Origin of the sequence: Bacillus sp. FSL P2-0099 (genome assembly GCF_038007445.1) — a bacterium.
In the GTDB taxonomy this organism is placed as follows: Bacteria; Bacillota; Bacilli; order Bacillales; family Bacillaceae_G; genus Bacillus_A; species Bacillus_A mycoides.
In genome coordinates, this window is the sequence record NZ_JBBOXE010000001.1 from 1,002,161 (window position 1) to 1,016,479 (window position 14,319).

The 14,319-nt window shown below is 35.7% G+C and carries 17 protein-coding genes and 1 pseudogene; 16 read left to right on the plus strand and 2 right to left on the minus strand.

All coding sequences use genetic code 11. The annotated features are described in order from the left end of the window. The gene (locus tag MKY90_RS05115; protein ID WP_341090628.1) at positions 1 to 417 is read left to right on the plus strand and encodes a hypothetical protein; all 417 of its coding nucleotides are present in this window, start codon (positions 1 to 3) and stop codon (positions 415 to 417) included. Positions 418 to 457: 40 nt separating this feature from the next. Here MKY90_RS05115 and MKY90_RS05120 read toward each other — a convergent pair whose 3' ends face one another. Further along, positions 458 to 598, minus strand: a complete 141-nt coding sequence (locus MKY90_RS05120; protein ID WP_000273535.1) for a YflJ family protein — start codon at positions 596 to 598, stop codon at positions 458 to 460. Positions 599 to 750: 152 nt separating this feature from the next. Between MKY90_RS05120 and MKY90_RS05125 the strand changes: the two genes are divergently transcribed. Then, complete coding sequence (locus tag MKY90_RS05125; protein ID WP_002064091.1) at positions 751 to 1,113, plus strand: hypothetical protein; 363 nt, start codon at positions 751 to 753, stop codon at positions 1,111 to 1,113. Positions 1,114 to 1,139: 26 nt separating this feature from the next. Here MKY90_RS05125 and MKY90_RS05130 read toward each other — a convergent pair whose 3' ends face one another. Beyond that, on the minus strand, positions 1,140 to 1,325 hold the full coding sequence (locus tag MKY90_RS05130; RefSeq protein ID WP_000539550.1) for a YhzD family protein: 186 nt from the start codon (positions 1,323 to 1,325) through the stop codon (positions 1,140 to 1,142). A 352-nt stretch (positions 1,326 to 1,677) separates the two neighbouring features. Between MKY90_RS05130 and MKY90_RS05135 the strand changes: the two genes are divergently transcribed. The 14 genes and pseudogenes from MKY90_RS05135 (at position 1,678) to MKY90_RS05195 (ending at position 14,298) form a co-directional block, all read left to right on the plus strand. Continuing rightward, complete coding sequence (locus MKY90_RS05135) at positions 1,678 to 2,919, plus strand: metallophosphoesterase family protein (protein WP_098169102.1); 1,242 nt, start codon at positions 1,678 to 1,680, stop codon at positions 2,917 to 2,919. After that, complete coding sequence (locus MKY90_RS05140; RefSeq protein WP_341090630.1) at positions 2,916 to 5,840, plus strand: ATP-binding protein; 2,925 nt, start codon at positions 2,916 to 2,918, stop codon at positions 5,838 to 5,840. The genes MKY90_RS05135 and MKY90_RS05140 overlap by 4 nt, the downstream gene beginning before the upstream one ends. 41 nt (positions 5,841 to 5,881) lie before the next feature. Next, a complete protein-coding gene (gene yhaM / locus MKY90_RS05145; RefSeq protein WP_002011096.1) occupies positions 5,882 to 6,826 on the plus strand; it encodes a 3'-5' exoribonuclease YhaM in 945 nt (314 codons plus the stop codon). A gap of 123 nt (positions 6,827 to 6,949) precedes the next feature. Then, positions 6,950 to 7,192 carry a hypothetical protein gene (locus MKY90_RS05150; RefSeq protein WP_098169104.1) on the plus strand — a complete coding sequence of 81 codons (243 nt, stop codon included), beginning with the start codon at positions 6,950 to 6,952 and terminating at the stop codon, positions 7,190 to 7,192. Between the two features lie 137 nt (positions 7,193 to 7,329). Then, positions 7,330 to 8,253 carry a WXG100 family type VII secretion target gene (locus MKY90_RS05155; protein WP_341090634.1) on the plus strand — a complete coding sequence of 308 codons (924 nt, stop codon included), beginning with the start codon at positions 7,330 to 7,332 and terminating at the stop codon, positions 8,251 to 8,253. A 16-nt stretch (positions 8,254 to 8,269) separates the two neighbouring features. Further along, positions 8,270 to 8,797: an ankyrin repeat domain-containing protein gene (locus MKY90_RS05160; RefSeq protein ID WP_215598980.1), complete on the plus strand. Its 528-nt coding sequence runs from the start codon at positions 8,270 to 8,272 to the stop codon at positions 8,795 to 8,797. A 1-nt stretch (position 8,798) separates the two neighbouring features. Then, positions 8,799 to 9,143, plus strand: coding sequence for a DUF2185 domain-containing protein (locus MKY90_RS05165; RefSeq protein ID WP_012260493.1), 345 nt, complete (start codon positions 8,799 to 8,801; stop codon positions 9,141 to 9,143). Positions 9,144 to 9,269: 126 nt separating this feature from the next. After that, positions 9,270 to 9,548: pseudogene (locus tag MKY90_RS05170) on the plus strand (MerR family transcriptional regulator); the annotation flags it as partial. Next, positions 9,531 to 9,686 (plus strand): hypothetical protein, encoded by a 156-nt coding sequence (locus MKY90_RS30380; RefSeq protein WP_012260494.1) that lies wholly within the window; start codon positions 9,531 to 9,533, stop codon positions 9,684 to 9,686. The pseudogene MKY90_RS05170 and the gene MKY90_RS30380, both read left to right, overlap by 18 nt. After that, positions 9,679 to 10,011: a DUF2185 domain-containing protein gene (locus MKY90_RS05175; RefSeq protein ID WP_098169169.1), complete on the plus strand. Its 333-nt coding sequence runs from the start codon at positions 9,679 to 9,681 to the stop codon at positions 10,009 to 10,011. Before MKY90_RS30380 ends, MKY90_RS05175 begins: the two co-directional genes overlap by 8 nt. 411 nt (positions 10,012 to 10,422) lie before the next feature. Beyond that, positions 10,423 to 11,424, plus strand: coding sequence for a WXG100 family type VII secretion target (locus MKY90_RS05180; protein WP_137076301.1), 1,002 nt, complete (start codon positions 10,423 to 10,425; stop codon positions 11,422 to 11,424). An 18-nt stretch (positions 11,425 to 11,442) separates the two neighbouring features. Beyond that, complete coding sequence (locus MKY90_RS05185) at positions 11,443 to 11,700, plus strand: hypothetical protein (RefSeq protein ID WP_071737263.1); 258 nt, start codon at positions 11,443 to 11,445, stop codon at positions 11,698 to 11,700. Positions 11,701 to 12,331: 631 nt separating this feature from the next. Further along, positions 12,332 to 13,276, plus strand: a complete 945-nt coding sequence (locus MKY90_RS05190; RefSeq protein WP_098167208.1) for a ring-cleaving dioxygenase — start codon at positions 12,332 to 12,334, stop codon at positions 13,274 to 13,276. A 44-nt stretch (positions 13,277 to 13,320) separates the two neighbouring features. After that, on the plus strand, positions 13,321 to 14,298 hold the full coding sequence (locus MKY90_RS05195) for a ring-cleaving dioxygenase (protein WP_001072570.1): 978 nt from the start codon (positions 13,321 to 13,323) through the stop codon (positions 14,296 to 14,298). Positions 14,299 to 14,319: the final 21 nt, after the last annotated feature.

Here is a 14,319-nt window from a genome sequence, read left to right on the forward strand (position 1 = left end):
ATGTTTCTACCTATTACTACATTTGATAGGTTTAGTTGGCTGGGGAATGTTGCTTTCTCTTCAGAAAAGACTAGTAGAAATCGAGCGCTATCGAGGGCTGAAGAAAGAGATGTTAATTTGTGTAATAAGAACTGTATAGGTTCAGTTAATAATATGCATCAAAAAATAACGATAGATTCTGTGGAATATGGTGATAATTGTGTATTGGGCCGTGCAGAACCTCATTCAACAATTGTCATAACGAGTGGCGATATGTATGTTGGAAGCGGACCGGTTAATAAGTATGGAGAATTTAAAATATATACAAATGATTATCTGGAAGAGTATTCGGTAATAGAGATTCAGTTGATAATGGGCGGTTTCTATCAAGGAAGTATAACGGTAAAGTTAAGGGATGATGATTTCCTTTTTATTTAGTAAATAAAAAGGAAGCAACCGTAGTCGCTTCCTACATCTATTAAGCCGAAGCTTTCTTCATTCTCTCAAGTAAACTAGATAAAATATGTGTACGATAAGATTCTAGTTTTTTACCTTCGTAAGTACGAATCCCTAATTTTTTAAGTTCTTTTACATACCAACCTTTGCTTCCGAAATACATGTGATCGCTCCCCTTCAACTTTGTTTATTTGTCCTGATTGTACTTGGAGGTACGGGTAATATAATGAAGGAAATGAATTTCGCGCGAAAATGGTTAACTTTGTTGCAAAAGACATATATACTAAGGGTAGTATATAACGAGGTGGGCAAGACGTGATTATAGAGAAGCACGAAATTCAAATTGACCAAATTACGAGCGGTAAAGTGAATATCTTTACTTTCTATAGAAATAGAAAGCAAGTTGATGATCATTTTTTACGATTGCAAGAACCATCGCTTACAGCAAACTACTTCTTCCATTTTCATTTTGATGCAGAGAGCTTGCATCTTCTGCAGGAAGAGTTTCCGGGCGTATATCCGTACGACCGTAGTGACACGATTCACGACTGGACGGAAAAGATGAAAGCGGAATTGCAACATCAGATCCAAACAGGTAAATGGAATAAACGCGTACGTATCGGTAATCGCATTCTAGATGTGGTGTTTACGTGGTGTGACGAAGATATAGTAGAGTGAAAAAGAAGCGGATGACGCTTCTTTTTTTAGCGCTGGAATAAAACGAGCTTACCTGCAGAAGATGTGCAGCGATGTGTTTTTTCATGCAATCCTTTTTCTTGTAAAATAGATTCACCTTTTGCTTTCGCTTCTTTTTCAGTTGCTGCCTCGAATGATTCGTCTAATGCTTTTGAACCATCTTTTTCAAAGACTGTTAGAACGTATACTCCCATGAAAATTCCCTCCAATAATAAAAATCAGAATCTTATAACTATTTTGGCATAAATCACTAGAATATGCAAAGAAATATATGACATTGCGTGTTACAATAAAGTGAAACTTTAACTAGTGGGGAGTCTTTTCATCCCCACTAGTTATTAGTTGAACCAATCGGGTATTTATGGGCAGTTTACTTTCAGATTGGCTTCTTTGCCTACTGCCCGTTAATACGGGGTAAAGTGAAACTTTAATCAGTGGGGGATTTTTTATTTCCTGCTTATTACTAGTTTTCGCCAATTGAGCATTTATTGTTTGTGTTCATGCGGATAAGATGAAACTTTTGAACTATAGAAAGGATCGTTATTTGTGAAACAAGTGAAGTTTATACATGCGGCTGATTTGCATTTGGATAGTCCGTTTAAAGGGATGGAGATGAATGTACCACAGTCTGTTTGGGAGAGAATGAAGCAGAGTACGTTTGAATCGTTCGAGCGTATTGTTGATAAAGCGATTCAAGAGCGCGTTGATTTCGTATTACTAGCCGGGGATTTGTATGATGCGGAGACGAGAAGTTTGAGGGCGCAAGTGTTTGTGCGTGAGCAAATGAAGAGACTTTCGCAGTACGATATTCCCGTTTTTATTATTCATGGTAACCACGATCATTTAGGGGGAAGCTGGGCAGCGATTGAGTTTCCGGAAAATGTTCACGTGTTTACGGAGCCTTATGTGGAAGAGAAGTCATTTTATAAAAATGGTGAGCTTGTAGCTTCTATTTACGGGTTTAGTTATTTGCAGCAAGCGGTAACGGATAATATGACAGCGCAGTATACGAAAATGAGTGATGCGCCTTTTCATATTGGAATGCTTCACGGAAGTGTGGAAGGGGATGCAGAGCATAATCGCTATGCACCGTTTCAAATTCGTGAGCTGAAGGAAAAGCAGTTTGATTATTGGGCTCTTGGCCATATACATAAACGTGAAATTTTATCAGAAGAGCCGTACATTATTTATCCAGGTAATATACAAGGGCGTCATCGTAAGGAGACGGGCGAGAAGGGTGCGTACCTTATTGAACTCACGAAACAAGGATCGCAGTGTTCATTTTTCCATACGGCGGATGTTGTGTGGGATGAGATAGAAGTGAATATTGATGGACTTGAAACTGTTGATGATCTTATGACGAGCGCGTCAAGTGCGATGAATGAATGCAGAAGAGAAGAGGAAGGTACGCTTTTAACTGTCATATTTACAGGACAGGGACCACTTGCTCCTTATTTGCGTGAAGACAAGCGCGTGGAAGAGATTTTTCATATTTTAGCAGCGGGAGAAGAGCGAAAAGACTTTGTATATGCGATGAAGTGGAAAAACGAGACGGTTTCTTTTGCGGAAATTGAACGTTTGAAAGAAGAAAATCATTTCGTCGGTAGTGTGCTGAAAGAGTTAGAAGCTTTCACAAATATGGACGGAGTGTTGCGCACCATTTGGACATCTCCTGTAGCGCGTAATAGCATTGAAGCTTTTACGGAAGAAGAGAAGAAAGAGATTCAAAAGGAAGCGAAAAATATTATTTTAGAGCAATTATTCCAGCAAGAGAGGGATAAAAAATGAGAATTGAAAAACTCCATATTTATGGCTATGGAAAACTAGAAAATGTGGAAATGGATCTGTCAATGCTGACGGTACTGTACGGTGAAAATGAAGCGGGGAAATCGACAATTCGCTCGTTTATGAAAAGTATTTTATTCGGTTTTCCGACGAGAGGACAGCGCCGTTATGAGCCGAAAGAAGGCGGGAAGTACGGCGGAGCGATGACTGTTCAAACAGAGAAGTACGGCCGTTTGAAAATTGAACGATTGCCAAAGACGGCAGTAGGCGCGGTGACCGTTTATTTTGAAGGCGGGAAAACTGGCGGCGAAGATATTTTAAACGATATATTAAGCGGTGTGAATGAAAGCTTATTTGATTCTGTTTTTTCATTTGATATGCATGGTCTTCAAAATATTCATCAGCTCGGCGAAGCGGATATCGGCAATTATTTATTTTCGGCCAGCGCAGTCGGAAGTGATGCGTTATTGCAGTTAGATAAAAAATTAGAAAAAGAAATGAATCAGCGTTTTAAGCCGAGTGGTCGTAATCCTGAAATTAACGTGTCACTGCAAGAGATGAAGAAAATTGAGGAAAAGATGAAAGAGTGGCAAGGGAAGATTGGCACGTATGAAAAACAGGTCGAGCAGTTAAAAGAAAGTGAAGAGAAACTTATCTTTGTTCGTGCGGAAAAAGAGTCAGCCGAAAGACGAAAGCAAGACTATGAAATATTAGCGGCGCTTGAGCCTCTCGTTATTGAAAAGAGTGCGCACGAGAAAGTGTTGAAAAGCGAGAGGGGGCAGTTTCCTGTAAACGGAATGGCGCGCTATGAGGCGGTAAAGGCAAAGATAGAACCGCTGCAAGTACAAGTAGATTCGCTTCAAAAAAAGATAGAAACAGTGCAATCAGAAATTGATTCCACAGAAATAGATGAAGTATTTTTACAAAAAGAAAGTTACGTAGAAGAACTTCGTATGCAGCATATGTCTTATGAAAATGCACGCCAAGAAATGCGTGATATGACGGGAAGTATTGCGAATATAAAAGAAGAAATCGCAGAACTACAGCAACAAATTGGCGCTACTTTTGAACAAGAGACTGTTCTTTCGTTTGATATAAGTTTAGCGACGAAAGAATTAATTATGCAAACTGTGCAAAAGGCGCGTGAATTAGAATCGCAAAAAGCACAACTAGATGAACGTTTTAAAACGGCTCAGGAGCAATTAGAAGAGCAAGAAGAAAATATAAGACAAATAAGTAAGCAAATGTTAGCTGATGAAGAACGAAATACGTTAGTTGAGAGAGAAAAATCATTTCAGGATGCGGCATTTTTAGGAATGGGCGCAGAGAGAATGAAGCGTAAGTATGAGGAAAAAACAGGGGCGGCTATGCAAAAGAAAAAACAGTGGCAAAGAATTTGTCTTCTTTTACTTCTTATTAACACGCTTGTTTTATTCACGAGTCTATTTATAGATAACCGCGTGCTGTTATTTATTAGTGTGATTGTTTTTGTAGGGATTGTTTTAGCACTCGTTTTATATAAAGATCCTTCGGGTGGATTACAAGAAGAGCTTCTTACTCTTCAGCAAAGTGCTGGCGGGCGTCAAAGTGAAGAGGCGATGTCCGTTCGTTATCAGTTAGAAAAGGATGAAGAGATTCGAAAGTTATTTGAGCGAGAGTCTTATAAATTACAACAAATGGAACGTGCTTATGATAAAGTCGTTTCATCTTATGAAGAATGGGAGAGAGAAACTTTCCAAATAGGAGAACAAGTAGATGCGTATAAAACGCGCTATATGTTCCCTGAATTTTTTACATATGCGCACATGTTGCCAGCGTTTGAGCGTATTGAAAAAATGCAGCAATTATATCGTGAGCTAGATAAACAAGGCGAGCGGAAATCTTCATTATATGAAATGATTTCGCACTTTGAGCATAAACTAGAAACTGTTATCGGTAGTAAAGAGTATAGTAATTTGCATGAGGCGCAAAGTCGTATGCAAAATGAAAAAGAAAAGCGCCAAACTTGTAAGCAGCTGAAAGAGAAGCTGGCGGAATGGCAAGAAGAATATGAGTTCATGCAGCAGCAATTAAAACAACTACTAGTAGAGCGAGATGGGTTATGGCATATCGCAGAATCTACAGATGAAGAGATGTTTTTAGAAGCAGGAAAATTGGCAGAGAAACGTGAAGACGCGGATAAGCAAGTGGGGCGTTTATTACCTCAAATTGATTTGTTAGAACAGCGCTTAACGAGTTTGTCATTAGCTGAGCATTATGAGGCTGACGGTTATGATGAAAAATTAAAGCAAGAAATTACAGCCGTGCAAAACTGTCTGGCGCAAGAGAAAGAACTGACAGAGCGTATTGCGAAGCATCGAATAGAAATTGCGAATTTAGAAGAAGGCAGTACGTATGGTGATTTACTACATGAGTGGGAAATGAAAAAAGCGCAAGTGCGTGAACAAGTGAAGAAGTGGGCTGCATATGCGGCCGCAAAGACAGTGCTAACGAAAACGAAGCAGTATTATCATGAAGTGCATCTTCCGCGTATTTTACAAAAATCCGAAGAGTATTTCGTGTATTTAACAGGCGGGAGATATAGTAAAATATTCTCACCGTCAGAAGCGGAACCGTTCATTGTCGAACGTAACGATGGTATGCGTTTTTACAGTCATGAACTAAGCCAAGCGACAGCGGAGCAGTTATATTTATCATTGCGATTCGCGCTAGCGAAAACGTTTGAGCATGACTATCCATTTATTATTGATGATAGCTTCGTACATTTTGACGCGGTAAGGACGAATCGAACGATTGAACTTATAAAAGAAATTGCGAAAGATAGACAAGTTATCTTCTTTACATGCCATGCGCATTTATTAACGTATTTTACAGAAAATGAGATTATAAAATTAACACGTAAGCGTAAAGAAAATGAGTTGTAGTATGCTATACTAAAAGTAACTGATTTGGTGGAGGAATTCGAATGAAAAAGAAAATTGTAGAATATGAAGTTGGTGAACAAGTCGATGTTTTCTTGTTAATTAAAACAGCGACAAAAGGTCTCGCAAGCAATGGCAAGCCGTTTTTAACAGTAATCTTACAAGATCCAAGTGGAGATATTGAAGCAAAGCTATGGGACGTATCGCCAGAAGTTGAGAAACAATATGTAGCGGAAACAATCGTTAAAGTAGCTGGAGATATTCTAAACTATAAAGGACGTATTCAATTACGTGTGAAACAAATTCGTGTTGCGAATGAGAATGAAGTAACAGACATCTCAGACTTTGTAGAAAAAGCTCCAATAAAAAAAGAAGATATGGTTGAGAAAATTACGCAATACATATTTGAAATGAGAAACCCGAACATACAGCGTCTAACAAGACATTTGTTAAATAAGCATCAAAATGAATTTTTAGAATATCCAGCAGCGACAAAGAACCATCACGAGTTCGTATCTGGACTAGCTTATCATGTTGTATCAATGTTAGATTTAGCGAAAGCTATCTCGGCTCTGTACCCATCGTTAGATAAAGACTTACTATATGCGGGCGTTATTTTACACGATCTTGGTAAAGTATTTGAGCTATCTGGACCAATTTCTACGACGTATACGTTAGAAGGAAATTTACTAGGCCACATTTCTATCATGGTGAACGAAATTGGTAAAGCAGCAGACGAACTACAAATCGATGCAGAGGAAGTATTAATCCTTCAGCACATCGTCCTTTCCCATCACGGAAAAGCAGAATGGGGTAGCCCAAAACCACCATTAGTGAAAGAAGCAGAAATTCTGCACTACATCGATAACTTAGATGCAAAAATGAACATGATGGACCGCGCATTAGGACGCACAAAACCAGGCGAATACACAGAACGTGTCTTTGCGCTTGATAATCGTTCGTTCTATAAGCCAACTTTCCATAATTAAGATTGTGAATAGAATGGCCTCATTAAGTGTTAAAAGCTTAGTGGGGCTGTTTTCTTTATTAAAAATGAAATAGTTAAAATGAAATAATTGAAGAAGAAGCATTGAAAAGGGTAGGTTCTAAACATGCGAAAAAATGAGTTAGAACAGAAATTATTACAAGAAGAGGTGCCAAAGGATTTATATAGTTTAAAGGGTGGATTACCAAACGAATCGTATTGTTTTAATGAACAGAATGGAGTATGGAAAGTATATTATAATGAGCGAGGAACAAAGAGTAACCTTAAGACATTTAATTCTGAGACAGAAGCATGTGAATACTTCTATACTAGTTTAATTGAGATGTTAAAAGGAATGGGTGTAATTTAAAACTGAAATAAAAGGGCATTTCCGTTTGGGGGTGCTCTTTTATTTTATATACACATTATTATACTAATCTAAAGTTTCTGTATTTGCATTTTTTTCTTTTTATCTCATAATTTTAATTGGGGAAAGGGAGGAAAGAAATGGTTCAAATCAAAGTGACACCTGAAATGCTAGAAGAAGTTGCTAATCGTGCAAGTAATACCAGAATCGCATTAGAATCTATACATAATAATTTATGTAATGAAATTGATCATTTGTGTTCCCAATGGATTGGTGCCTCTAATCAACAATTCGTTCAAATGTTCAATGATGCGAGACCAAAAGCTTTTACATCTATCAATTCAATTATACAAGTAGAAGAAGATTTGAAACGAATTGCCGAAAAATTCCGTAACACAGATAATCAAGATGTTACAATGGAAGAAGGGGCAATGTGTGGTAAACCTTCTTCGGAGGGAAAAGGATTTGATGGTGGAAAATTAGCCAGGGATATAGCTGGGGAAATAAGTGGTGAGTATGATGTTCGTCGTGTTTGGGATGGTATTGATCCATCTACTGGCGAAAAACTTTCGGGGTGGGAACGTGCTGGGGCAGGTGTCATGGCTGTAGCCGGCCTTACACCCTTTGGAAAGATAGCTAAAGTAGGAAAAGGAGTTAAAATGACTGCTAAGGCTACTGATGCTGTAAATACAGCTAAAAAAGTTAAGGGTTCAGATAAAGCTTTAGAAAATGGTCCCTATATTAAAAACGGAAAGCCTAATGGTAGACCACAGTTATCTGGTAAAAAGAAATATGAATTTGAAAAAGATGTTTTTGATAAACAGATAGACCCAGATGGGATTTTACGGGATCCTAATACTAGTGAGGTACTTGACTGGAAACCTGGACAGGCACGAAAAAATAAAGTAGATTTTGGTCATACAGAAGGAAATACTTATAAGAATATGTTTGAGAAATATAAAAATCGTGAGATTACTCTTAAAGAGTTAAAAGAATTTCAGTTTAATTCGGATAATTTCAGATTAGAAAAGCCCTCTGTAAATAGAAGTCATAAATATGAGTAGTTAGGAAGATGATGGAATGAAAATATTAAATGTTTTTGATGCAGTTAGAGAAGGAACTTTTGAAGATTTCAAAAAATTTTATGATGGTGATATTAATCAAATTGATAGTGATTTAGATATTAATTTATTGTGCATGGCTATGACTAATAATAAAAATTCTAGTGAAAAACTTAAAATTATAAAATTTTTACTAGAAGAGGGTATTGATATTAATTACACTACAGCTAAAGATAAAAGGAATGCATTGCATATGTTTTATTTTTGTGTTTTACGCCCAACAATAGAATATGAATTAGAGATAACAAAATTACTTATTGATAATGAAATTAATATAAATGCTTTGGATAAATATAATGCTATTCCTTTGAAGTATGCTATTACGATAAATAAATTGTCTACAGAAGACAATAAAGACATGTATAAATTACTTATTAAAAATGGTTCAAACTATAATTTGAAAGATCAATCTGGAAAATCATGTGTAGATTATGCTAAAGAGTATTCTTGGAGAAATGATTTATTAACTATTATTGAGGAGTGTTAATATGAAAGTAAATAATTCTGATTACGGGGGCTTTATTGTTTCTAAAAATGTTGTAGCTGGAAAATCAATACGTTATACATTTAGGGAAAAATCAGAAATTCCTCAATTAAATGGGTGGACTATTTATTCTTCGGAAGATGATGATGAATATGTAAATGATTCTAGTAATTTTCAAGTATTAGGAGCAAGCTCTATATTAGAAATAGCTCCAGTTATGTTAGAAATTTTTGATGCTCCTTATGGTACTGATTTATGTTGGCTGTATGAAGAAGATATTCATGTAGGATTTTATGATTTAATAAGTGAAAATGAGAAAGAGATTGATCAAATTTTAAAAGGAAATTGATATTATTTTTTAAGTTGAGAGGGCAATTCCGAAAGGGATATGCTCTTTTTGTTTTATCTAGATGTATAGAAGACATATAGGGTGTTTTATGAAGATTTATGTTTGAGAACAGGGGTGAAATGAAAATTGGAACTAAAATCGGAAATGTATACACCGAAAATTATTGCGGATCATTTAGGGGTGACTCTCGATTTGCTTAAAGTATGGTCAAACAGAGCGAAGTCAGGAAGGATATTCGAGATACTCGAAGGAAAATATAGAAGAATTAAAAGCTATAAGAGAAAAAATACAGGTGCAAAAATGGTCTTATGATCAAGTTCGAGATGGTGTAATAGAGAAATTGATTCGTTTCTTTCAAAAGAAGAAAAATCGCAAATAGAAAAGAAATTGGATGAAGTATTAGAAAAGTTATATAATTTGTGGTTTTCTCAACCAAACTTAGATTTAACTTCTAAAGATAGTACAGGATTTTCAGCTATTGAATACGCTAGAAAATTCCCATATGGAGCAAGTTTAATTGAAAGGATGGAAAAATATGAATAAAAAAGAGCCTATTGAATTTATTGAAAAAGCTGGGGCTTGTATTGTTTCAAAAAATATAATAAATGAAACAGGAAAATTGAAATGGATATTGAGAGAGCAATCAATAGATGCGGTAGATAATGGTTGGAGATTTTTTTCAGAAATTGATGATGATGATTACATTAATAATCCTGATAATTTAGTAGTATGTAATTTTAATACTGTAGCAAATATTGAACCGGCCATTCTGGGAATATACGAACTACCAATAGGTAGTGATTTACAATTAGTTTCTGAAAATGGAAAAATAAGATTTGTTGATAATTTAACTGGTAAAGAAGTTTGATGAGAATACGAAAATCTAAAGACAACAAGGTAAAATGGTTCGAGGAGATGTAAATTTACCAAGTGTGAATTCATTAAATATCTTCGAAAAGAATGTAAAATATTATAGTAAGCGAGTAATAAAGAGTAATATTAAGATATTTAATTTTGAGACAGAAGCATGTGAATACTTCTATACTAGTTTAATTGATATGTTAAAAGAAATGGGTGTAATTTAAACCTGAAATAAAAGGGCATTTCCGTTTGGGGATGCTCTTTTATTTTACTAACTTTATTTCACATACACATAGGTTCTATTTGCAATTAAGCAGATTTTATTTTACATGGAAATTATTATATTAATCTAAAGTTTCTGCATTTACATTTTTTTCTTTTTATCTCATGATTTTAATTGGGGAAAGGGAGGAAAGAAATGGTTCAAATCAAAGTGACACCTGAAATGCTAGAAGAAGTTGCTAATCGTGCAAGTAATACCCGAATCGCATTAGAATCTATACATAATAATTTATGTAATGAAATTAATCATTTGTGTTTTCAATGGATTGGTGCCTCTAATCAACAATTCGTTCAAATGTTCAATGATGCGAGACCAAAAGCTTTTACATCTATCAATTCAATTATACAAGTAGAAGAAGATTTGAAACGAATCGCTGAAAAATTTCGCAATGCGGATGATCAAGATGTTACAATGGAAGAAGGTGCAATGTGCGGTAAAACATCTTCTGAAGAGAAAGGCTTTGATGGTAAAAAACTAGCTAGAGATATTGCCGGTGAAGTCAGTGGTGAATACGATGTTCGTCGTGCTTGGGATGGTATTGATCCATCTACTGGCGAAAAACTTTCCACTTGGGATAGAATCTTTGCTGGTGGAATGGCGGTAGCTGGTCTTACACCAGTTGGAAAGATTGCCAAAGTAGGAAAAGGTGTTAAAATGACTGCAAAGGCGGCTGAGGCCGCTGATACAGCTAAAAAAGCATCAAAAGTAGATCGCTCAGTTTACATTAATTCCGGTGGACGAAACGGTAATATTTCCCTAAACGAATGGCTTAGACGAGAAGAGGATGCAATAAAATCCTATGAAGGAATTAGAAATTCCACTACAGATGTTCAGACTATAGCTAAAAATACAGGAATAAATGAAAGACATATAAGAAGAGCGAAAGAACATGTATTTTTTAAAGAACATGATTTACGAGAATTAGGGATCGGTAGATTTCATCCGGATTATCCAATAGCACAAGGATGGAAACGTCTTGAAAGTGGAGAATTTTTATCAAATGATATGGAGTTAATTAGACATGAAATATTCGAATCTCGATTTGAAGGGATTTTTAAAACTGATTATAAAACAGCACATGATGCAACTTTAAGATCCGGTCGCCCTTGGAAAATACCTGATATAGATGCAGAATAAAAATGGAGGAGATACACTATGGCAATCCATATAACAATGAATAAAGAATTTGAAGATGAAGAGATAGTTGTATATCAATATTATCCATCTGAATCACCAGAAAAAGTTGGGAAAATGTATTTTCATAAAAAAGAGGAAATGTTTTATGATTTAGAACCTGTTCCAGAAGAATCAATCGGAACAAGAAAGCATTATTTTAATTGTGCGATTTCTAGGATAGTAATATGCCTGAGAAATGGCGGAGAATTTTTGGACGAAATGACATATGGAGTATAGAACAACAAACAAAGATATAAAAAAACCGGCTCAAATAAAGAGTCGGTTTTTTTCATACTGTTACTAGGTTAATAGACTTATACATAGACTTCATTTAAAGTAACATCTTTACCCTGCCAAGAAGAGTATTATTGAAACGTAGATTATTAATCTATAAACCTTGCTGATTAATAATAGGAGGAAAAAATATGAAATACATGACATATGTAGAAAAAATCGGTTAGTTATTTGATCTTAAAAGAACAGCTTTTTCTAAATAAGGGATTGCATTAGTTGCAAATGAACTTAGCTTTGTAAATCCACATTTTTATGACGTTATCCCATATAGAAATTCATCATTCTCTAGTCCAAAATGTTATGCAATAAAAAATGTCTCGAATTTGAGATAAATAACTTGCTTTTTAATCACTTGAGTTGTAAAGTGATATTAACGAAAGCGATTGAGTCATATGAAAAACATACACTCAATTGCTTTCGATTAAAAAAACGAAGTAACTTATTCAGTAAAAACTAAGATGAATTTACAAAAACATAATAAGCATAAATTGAAAAGTTAATAACCATATTATTTGTTGGAAATATTATTTTTTAGGTATCACTTGACTAGTAAAATGAAACGGAGGAATTATCAATGTATGAAATTAAAGGGCATCATCACATTTCAATGGTTACAAAAAAAGGAAGTGAGAATAACCATTTTTATAAAAATGTACTTGGTTTACGTCGTGTGAAAATGACGGTAAACCAAGATGATCCATCCATGTATCATTTATTTTACGGAGATAAAACAGGAAGTCCAGGTACGGAACTATCATTTTTTGAAATGCCTTTAGTAGGAAAAACGTATCGTGGTACGAATGCAATTACTCGAATCGGATTACTCGTTCCTTCAGAGGAAAGCTTACATTACTGGAAAGAACGATTTGAGGGATTTGGTGTAAAACATAGTGAAATAACAACATATGCAAATCGTCCTGCTTTGCAATTTGAGGATGCGGAAGGCCTACGTCTCGTACTACTCGTTTCAAACGGAGAAAAAGTGGAGCACTGGGAAACTTGGGAGAAATCAGAAGTTCCTGCACAGCATCAAATTCAAGGAATGGGTTCTGTGGAAATGACAGTGCGTAGACTTGATAAATTGGCGAGTACACTTACAGAGATGTTTGGTTATACAGAGGTTAGCCGAAATGATGAAGAAGCGATTTTCCAGTCTATAAAAGGGGAAGCCTTTGGAGAAATCGTTGTGAAATATTTAGATGGTCCTACTGAAAAGCCGGGCCGCGGTAGCATTCACCATTTAGCAATTCGTGTAAAAAACGATGCAGAGCTAGCTTATTGGGAAGAACAGGTGATACAAAAAGGTTTCCATTCTTCAGGCATTATCGACCGTTTCTACTTTAAAAGCTTATATTTCCGTGAATCAAACGGAATTCTATTTGAAATTGCGACAGATGGACCAGGATTTACAGTTGATGGAGATGTGGAGCATTTAGGAGAAAAACTTGATTTACCACCGTTCTTAGAAGGTCAGCGAGCAGAAATTGAAGCGAAATTAGCACCTATTGAAGAGAAATAATAGAAGAGAAAATATAAAATTAAAAACCACTGGAGGAATATAAAATGAACCAATTAAAAGGAATTCACCACGTTACAGCAATTACAAGTAGTGCAGAAAAGAACTATGAATTTTTCACTCACGTTTTAGGAATGCGTTTAGTTAAAAAAACAGTAAACCAAGATGATATTCAAACGTATCATTTATTCTTTGCAGATGATAAAGGTAGTGCAGGAACAGATATGACATTCTTTGACTTCCCAGGTGTTCCAAAAGGGGTACACGGTACAAATGAAATTTCAAAAACTTCATTCCGCGTTCCAACTGACGCAGCATTAGCGTATTGGGTGAAACGTTTTGACCGTCTTGAAGTAGAACATACAGGAATTAAAGAGCAATTTGGTAAGAAAACTCTTTCTTTCGTTGATTTTGATGATCAACACTATCAATTAATCTCAGATGAATTGGATAAAGGGGTGGAATCAGGTACACCTTGGCAAAACGGACCAGTTCCATTAGAATACGCAATTACTGGCTTAGGACCTGTATTTATCCGTATCGCGAACTTTAGTTATTTCAAAGAAGTGTTAGAAAAAGTTCTATTATTTAAAGAGATTGCTCAAGAAGGAGAATTCTACTTATTTGAAGTAGGTGAAGGTGGAAACGGTGCATCTGTCATTGTAGAACATAATACGGTTCTTCCTGAAGCACAACAAGGTTTTGGTACAGTGCATCATGCTGCATTCCGCGTAGAGGATCGTGCTGTATTAGAAGAGTGGATTGAGCGACTAAGTCGAGTTGGACTCCCTTCATCTGGTTATGTAAATCGTCACTTCTTTGAGTCATTATACGCAAGAGTTGCGCCGCAAATTTTATTTGAATTCGCAACAGATGGCCCAGGGTTTATGGGAGATGAGCCATACGAAACACTTGGGGAAAAATTATCTTTACCTCCATTCTTAGAGCCAAAGCGTGAAGAAATCGAAAAATTAGTTCGTCCGATTGATACAGTGAGAAGTACGAAGGAATTTATTAAAGAGTAAAGATAGAAATAATAAGTAGAA

Excerpts from the sequence above, each read along its gene's own strand:
- MKY90_RS05115 (WP_341090628.1), top strand. The coding sequence starts at position 1 with ATGTTTCTACCTATTACTACATTTGATAGGTTTAGTTGGCTGGGGAAT.
- MKY90_RS05120 (WP_000273535.1), bottom strand. The coding sequence starts at position 598 with ATGTATTTCGGAAGCAAAGGTTGGTATGTAAAAGAACTTAAAAAATTA.
- MKY90_RS05130 (WP_000539550.1), bottom strand. The coding sequence starts at position 1,325 with ATGGGAGTATACGTTCTAACAGTCTTTGAAAAAGATGGTTCAAAAGCA.
- MKY90_RS05140 (WP_341090630.1), top strand. The coding sequence starts at position 2,916 with ATGAGAATTGAAAAACTCCATATTTATGGCTATGGAAAACTAGAAAAT.
- yhaM (WP_002011096.1), top strand. The coding sequence starts at position 5,882 with ATGAAAAAGAAAATTGTAGAATATGAAGTTGGTGAACAAGTCGATGTT.
- MKY90_RS05150 (WP_098169104.1), top strand. The coding sequence starts at position 6,950 with ATGCGAAAAAATGAGTTAGAACAGAAATTATTACAAGAAGAGGTGCCA.
- MKY90_RS05155 (WP_341090634.1), top strand. The coding sequence starts at position 7,330 with ATGGTTCAAATCAAAGTGACACCTGAAATGCTAGAAGAAGTTGCTAAT.
- MKY90_RS05160 (WP_215598980.1), top strand. The coding sequence starts at position 8,270 with ATGAAAATATTAAATGTTTTTGATGCAGTTAGAGAAGGAACTTTTGAA.
- MKY90_RS05165 (WP_012260493.1), top strand. The coding sequence starts at position 8,799 with ATGAAAGTAAATAATTCTGATTACGGGGGCTTTATTGTTTCTAAAAAT.
- MKY90_RS05175 (WP_098169169.1), top strand. The coding sequence starts at position 9,679 with ATGAATAAAAAAGAGCCTATTGAATTTATTGAAAAAGCTGGGGCTTGT.
- MKY90_RS05180 (WP_137076301.1), top strand. The coding sequence starts at position 10,423 with ATGGTTCAAATCAAAGTGACACCTGAAATGCTAGAAGAAGTTGCTAAT.
- MKY90_RS05185 (WP_071737263.1), top strand. The coding sequence starts at position 11,443 with ATGGCAATCCATATAACAATGAATAAAGAATTTGAAGATGAAGAGATA.
- MKY90_RS05190 (WP_098167208.1), top strand. The coding sequence starts at position 12,332 with ATGTATGAAATTAAAGGGCATCATCACATTTCAATGGTTACAAAAAAA.
- MKY90_RS05195 (WP_001072570.1), top strand. The coding sequence starts at position 13,321 with ATGAACCAATTAAAAGGAATTCACCACGTTACAGCAATTACAAGTAGT.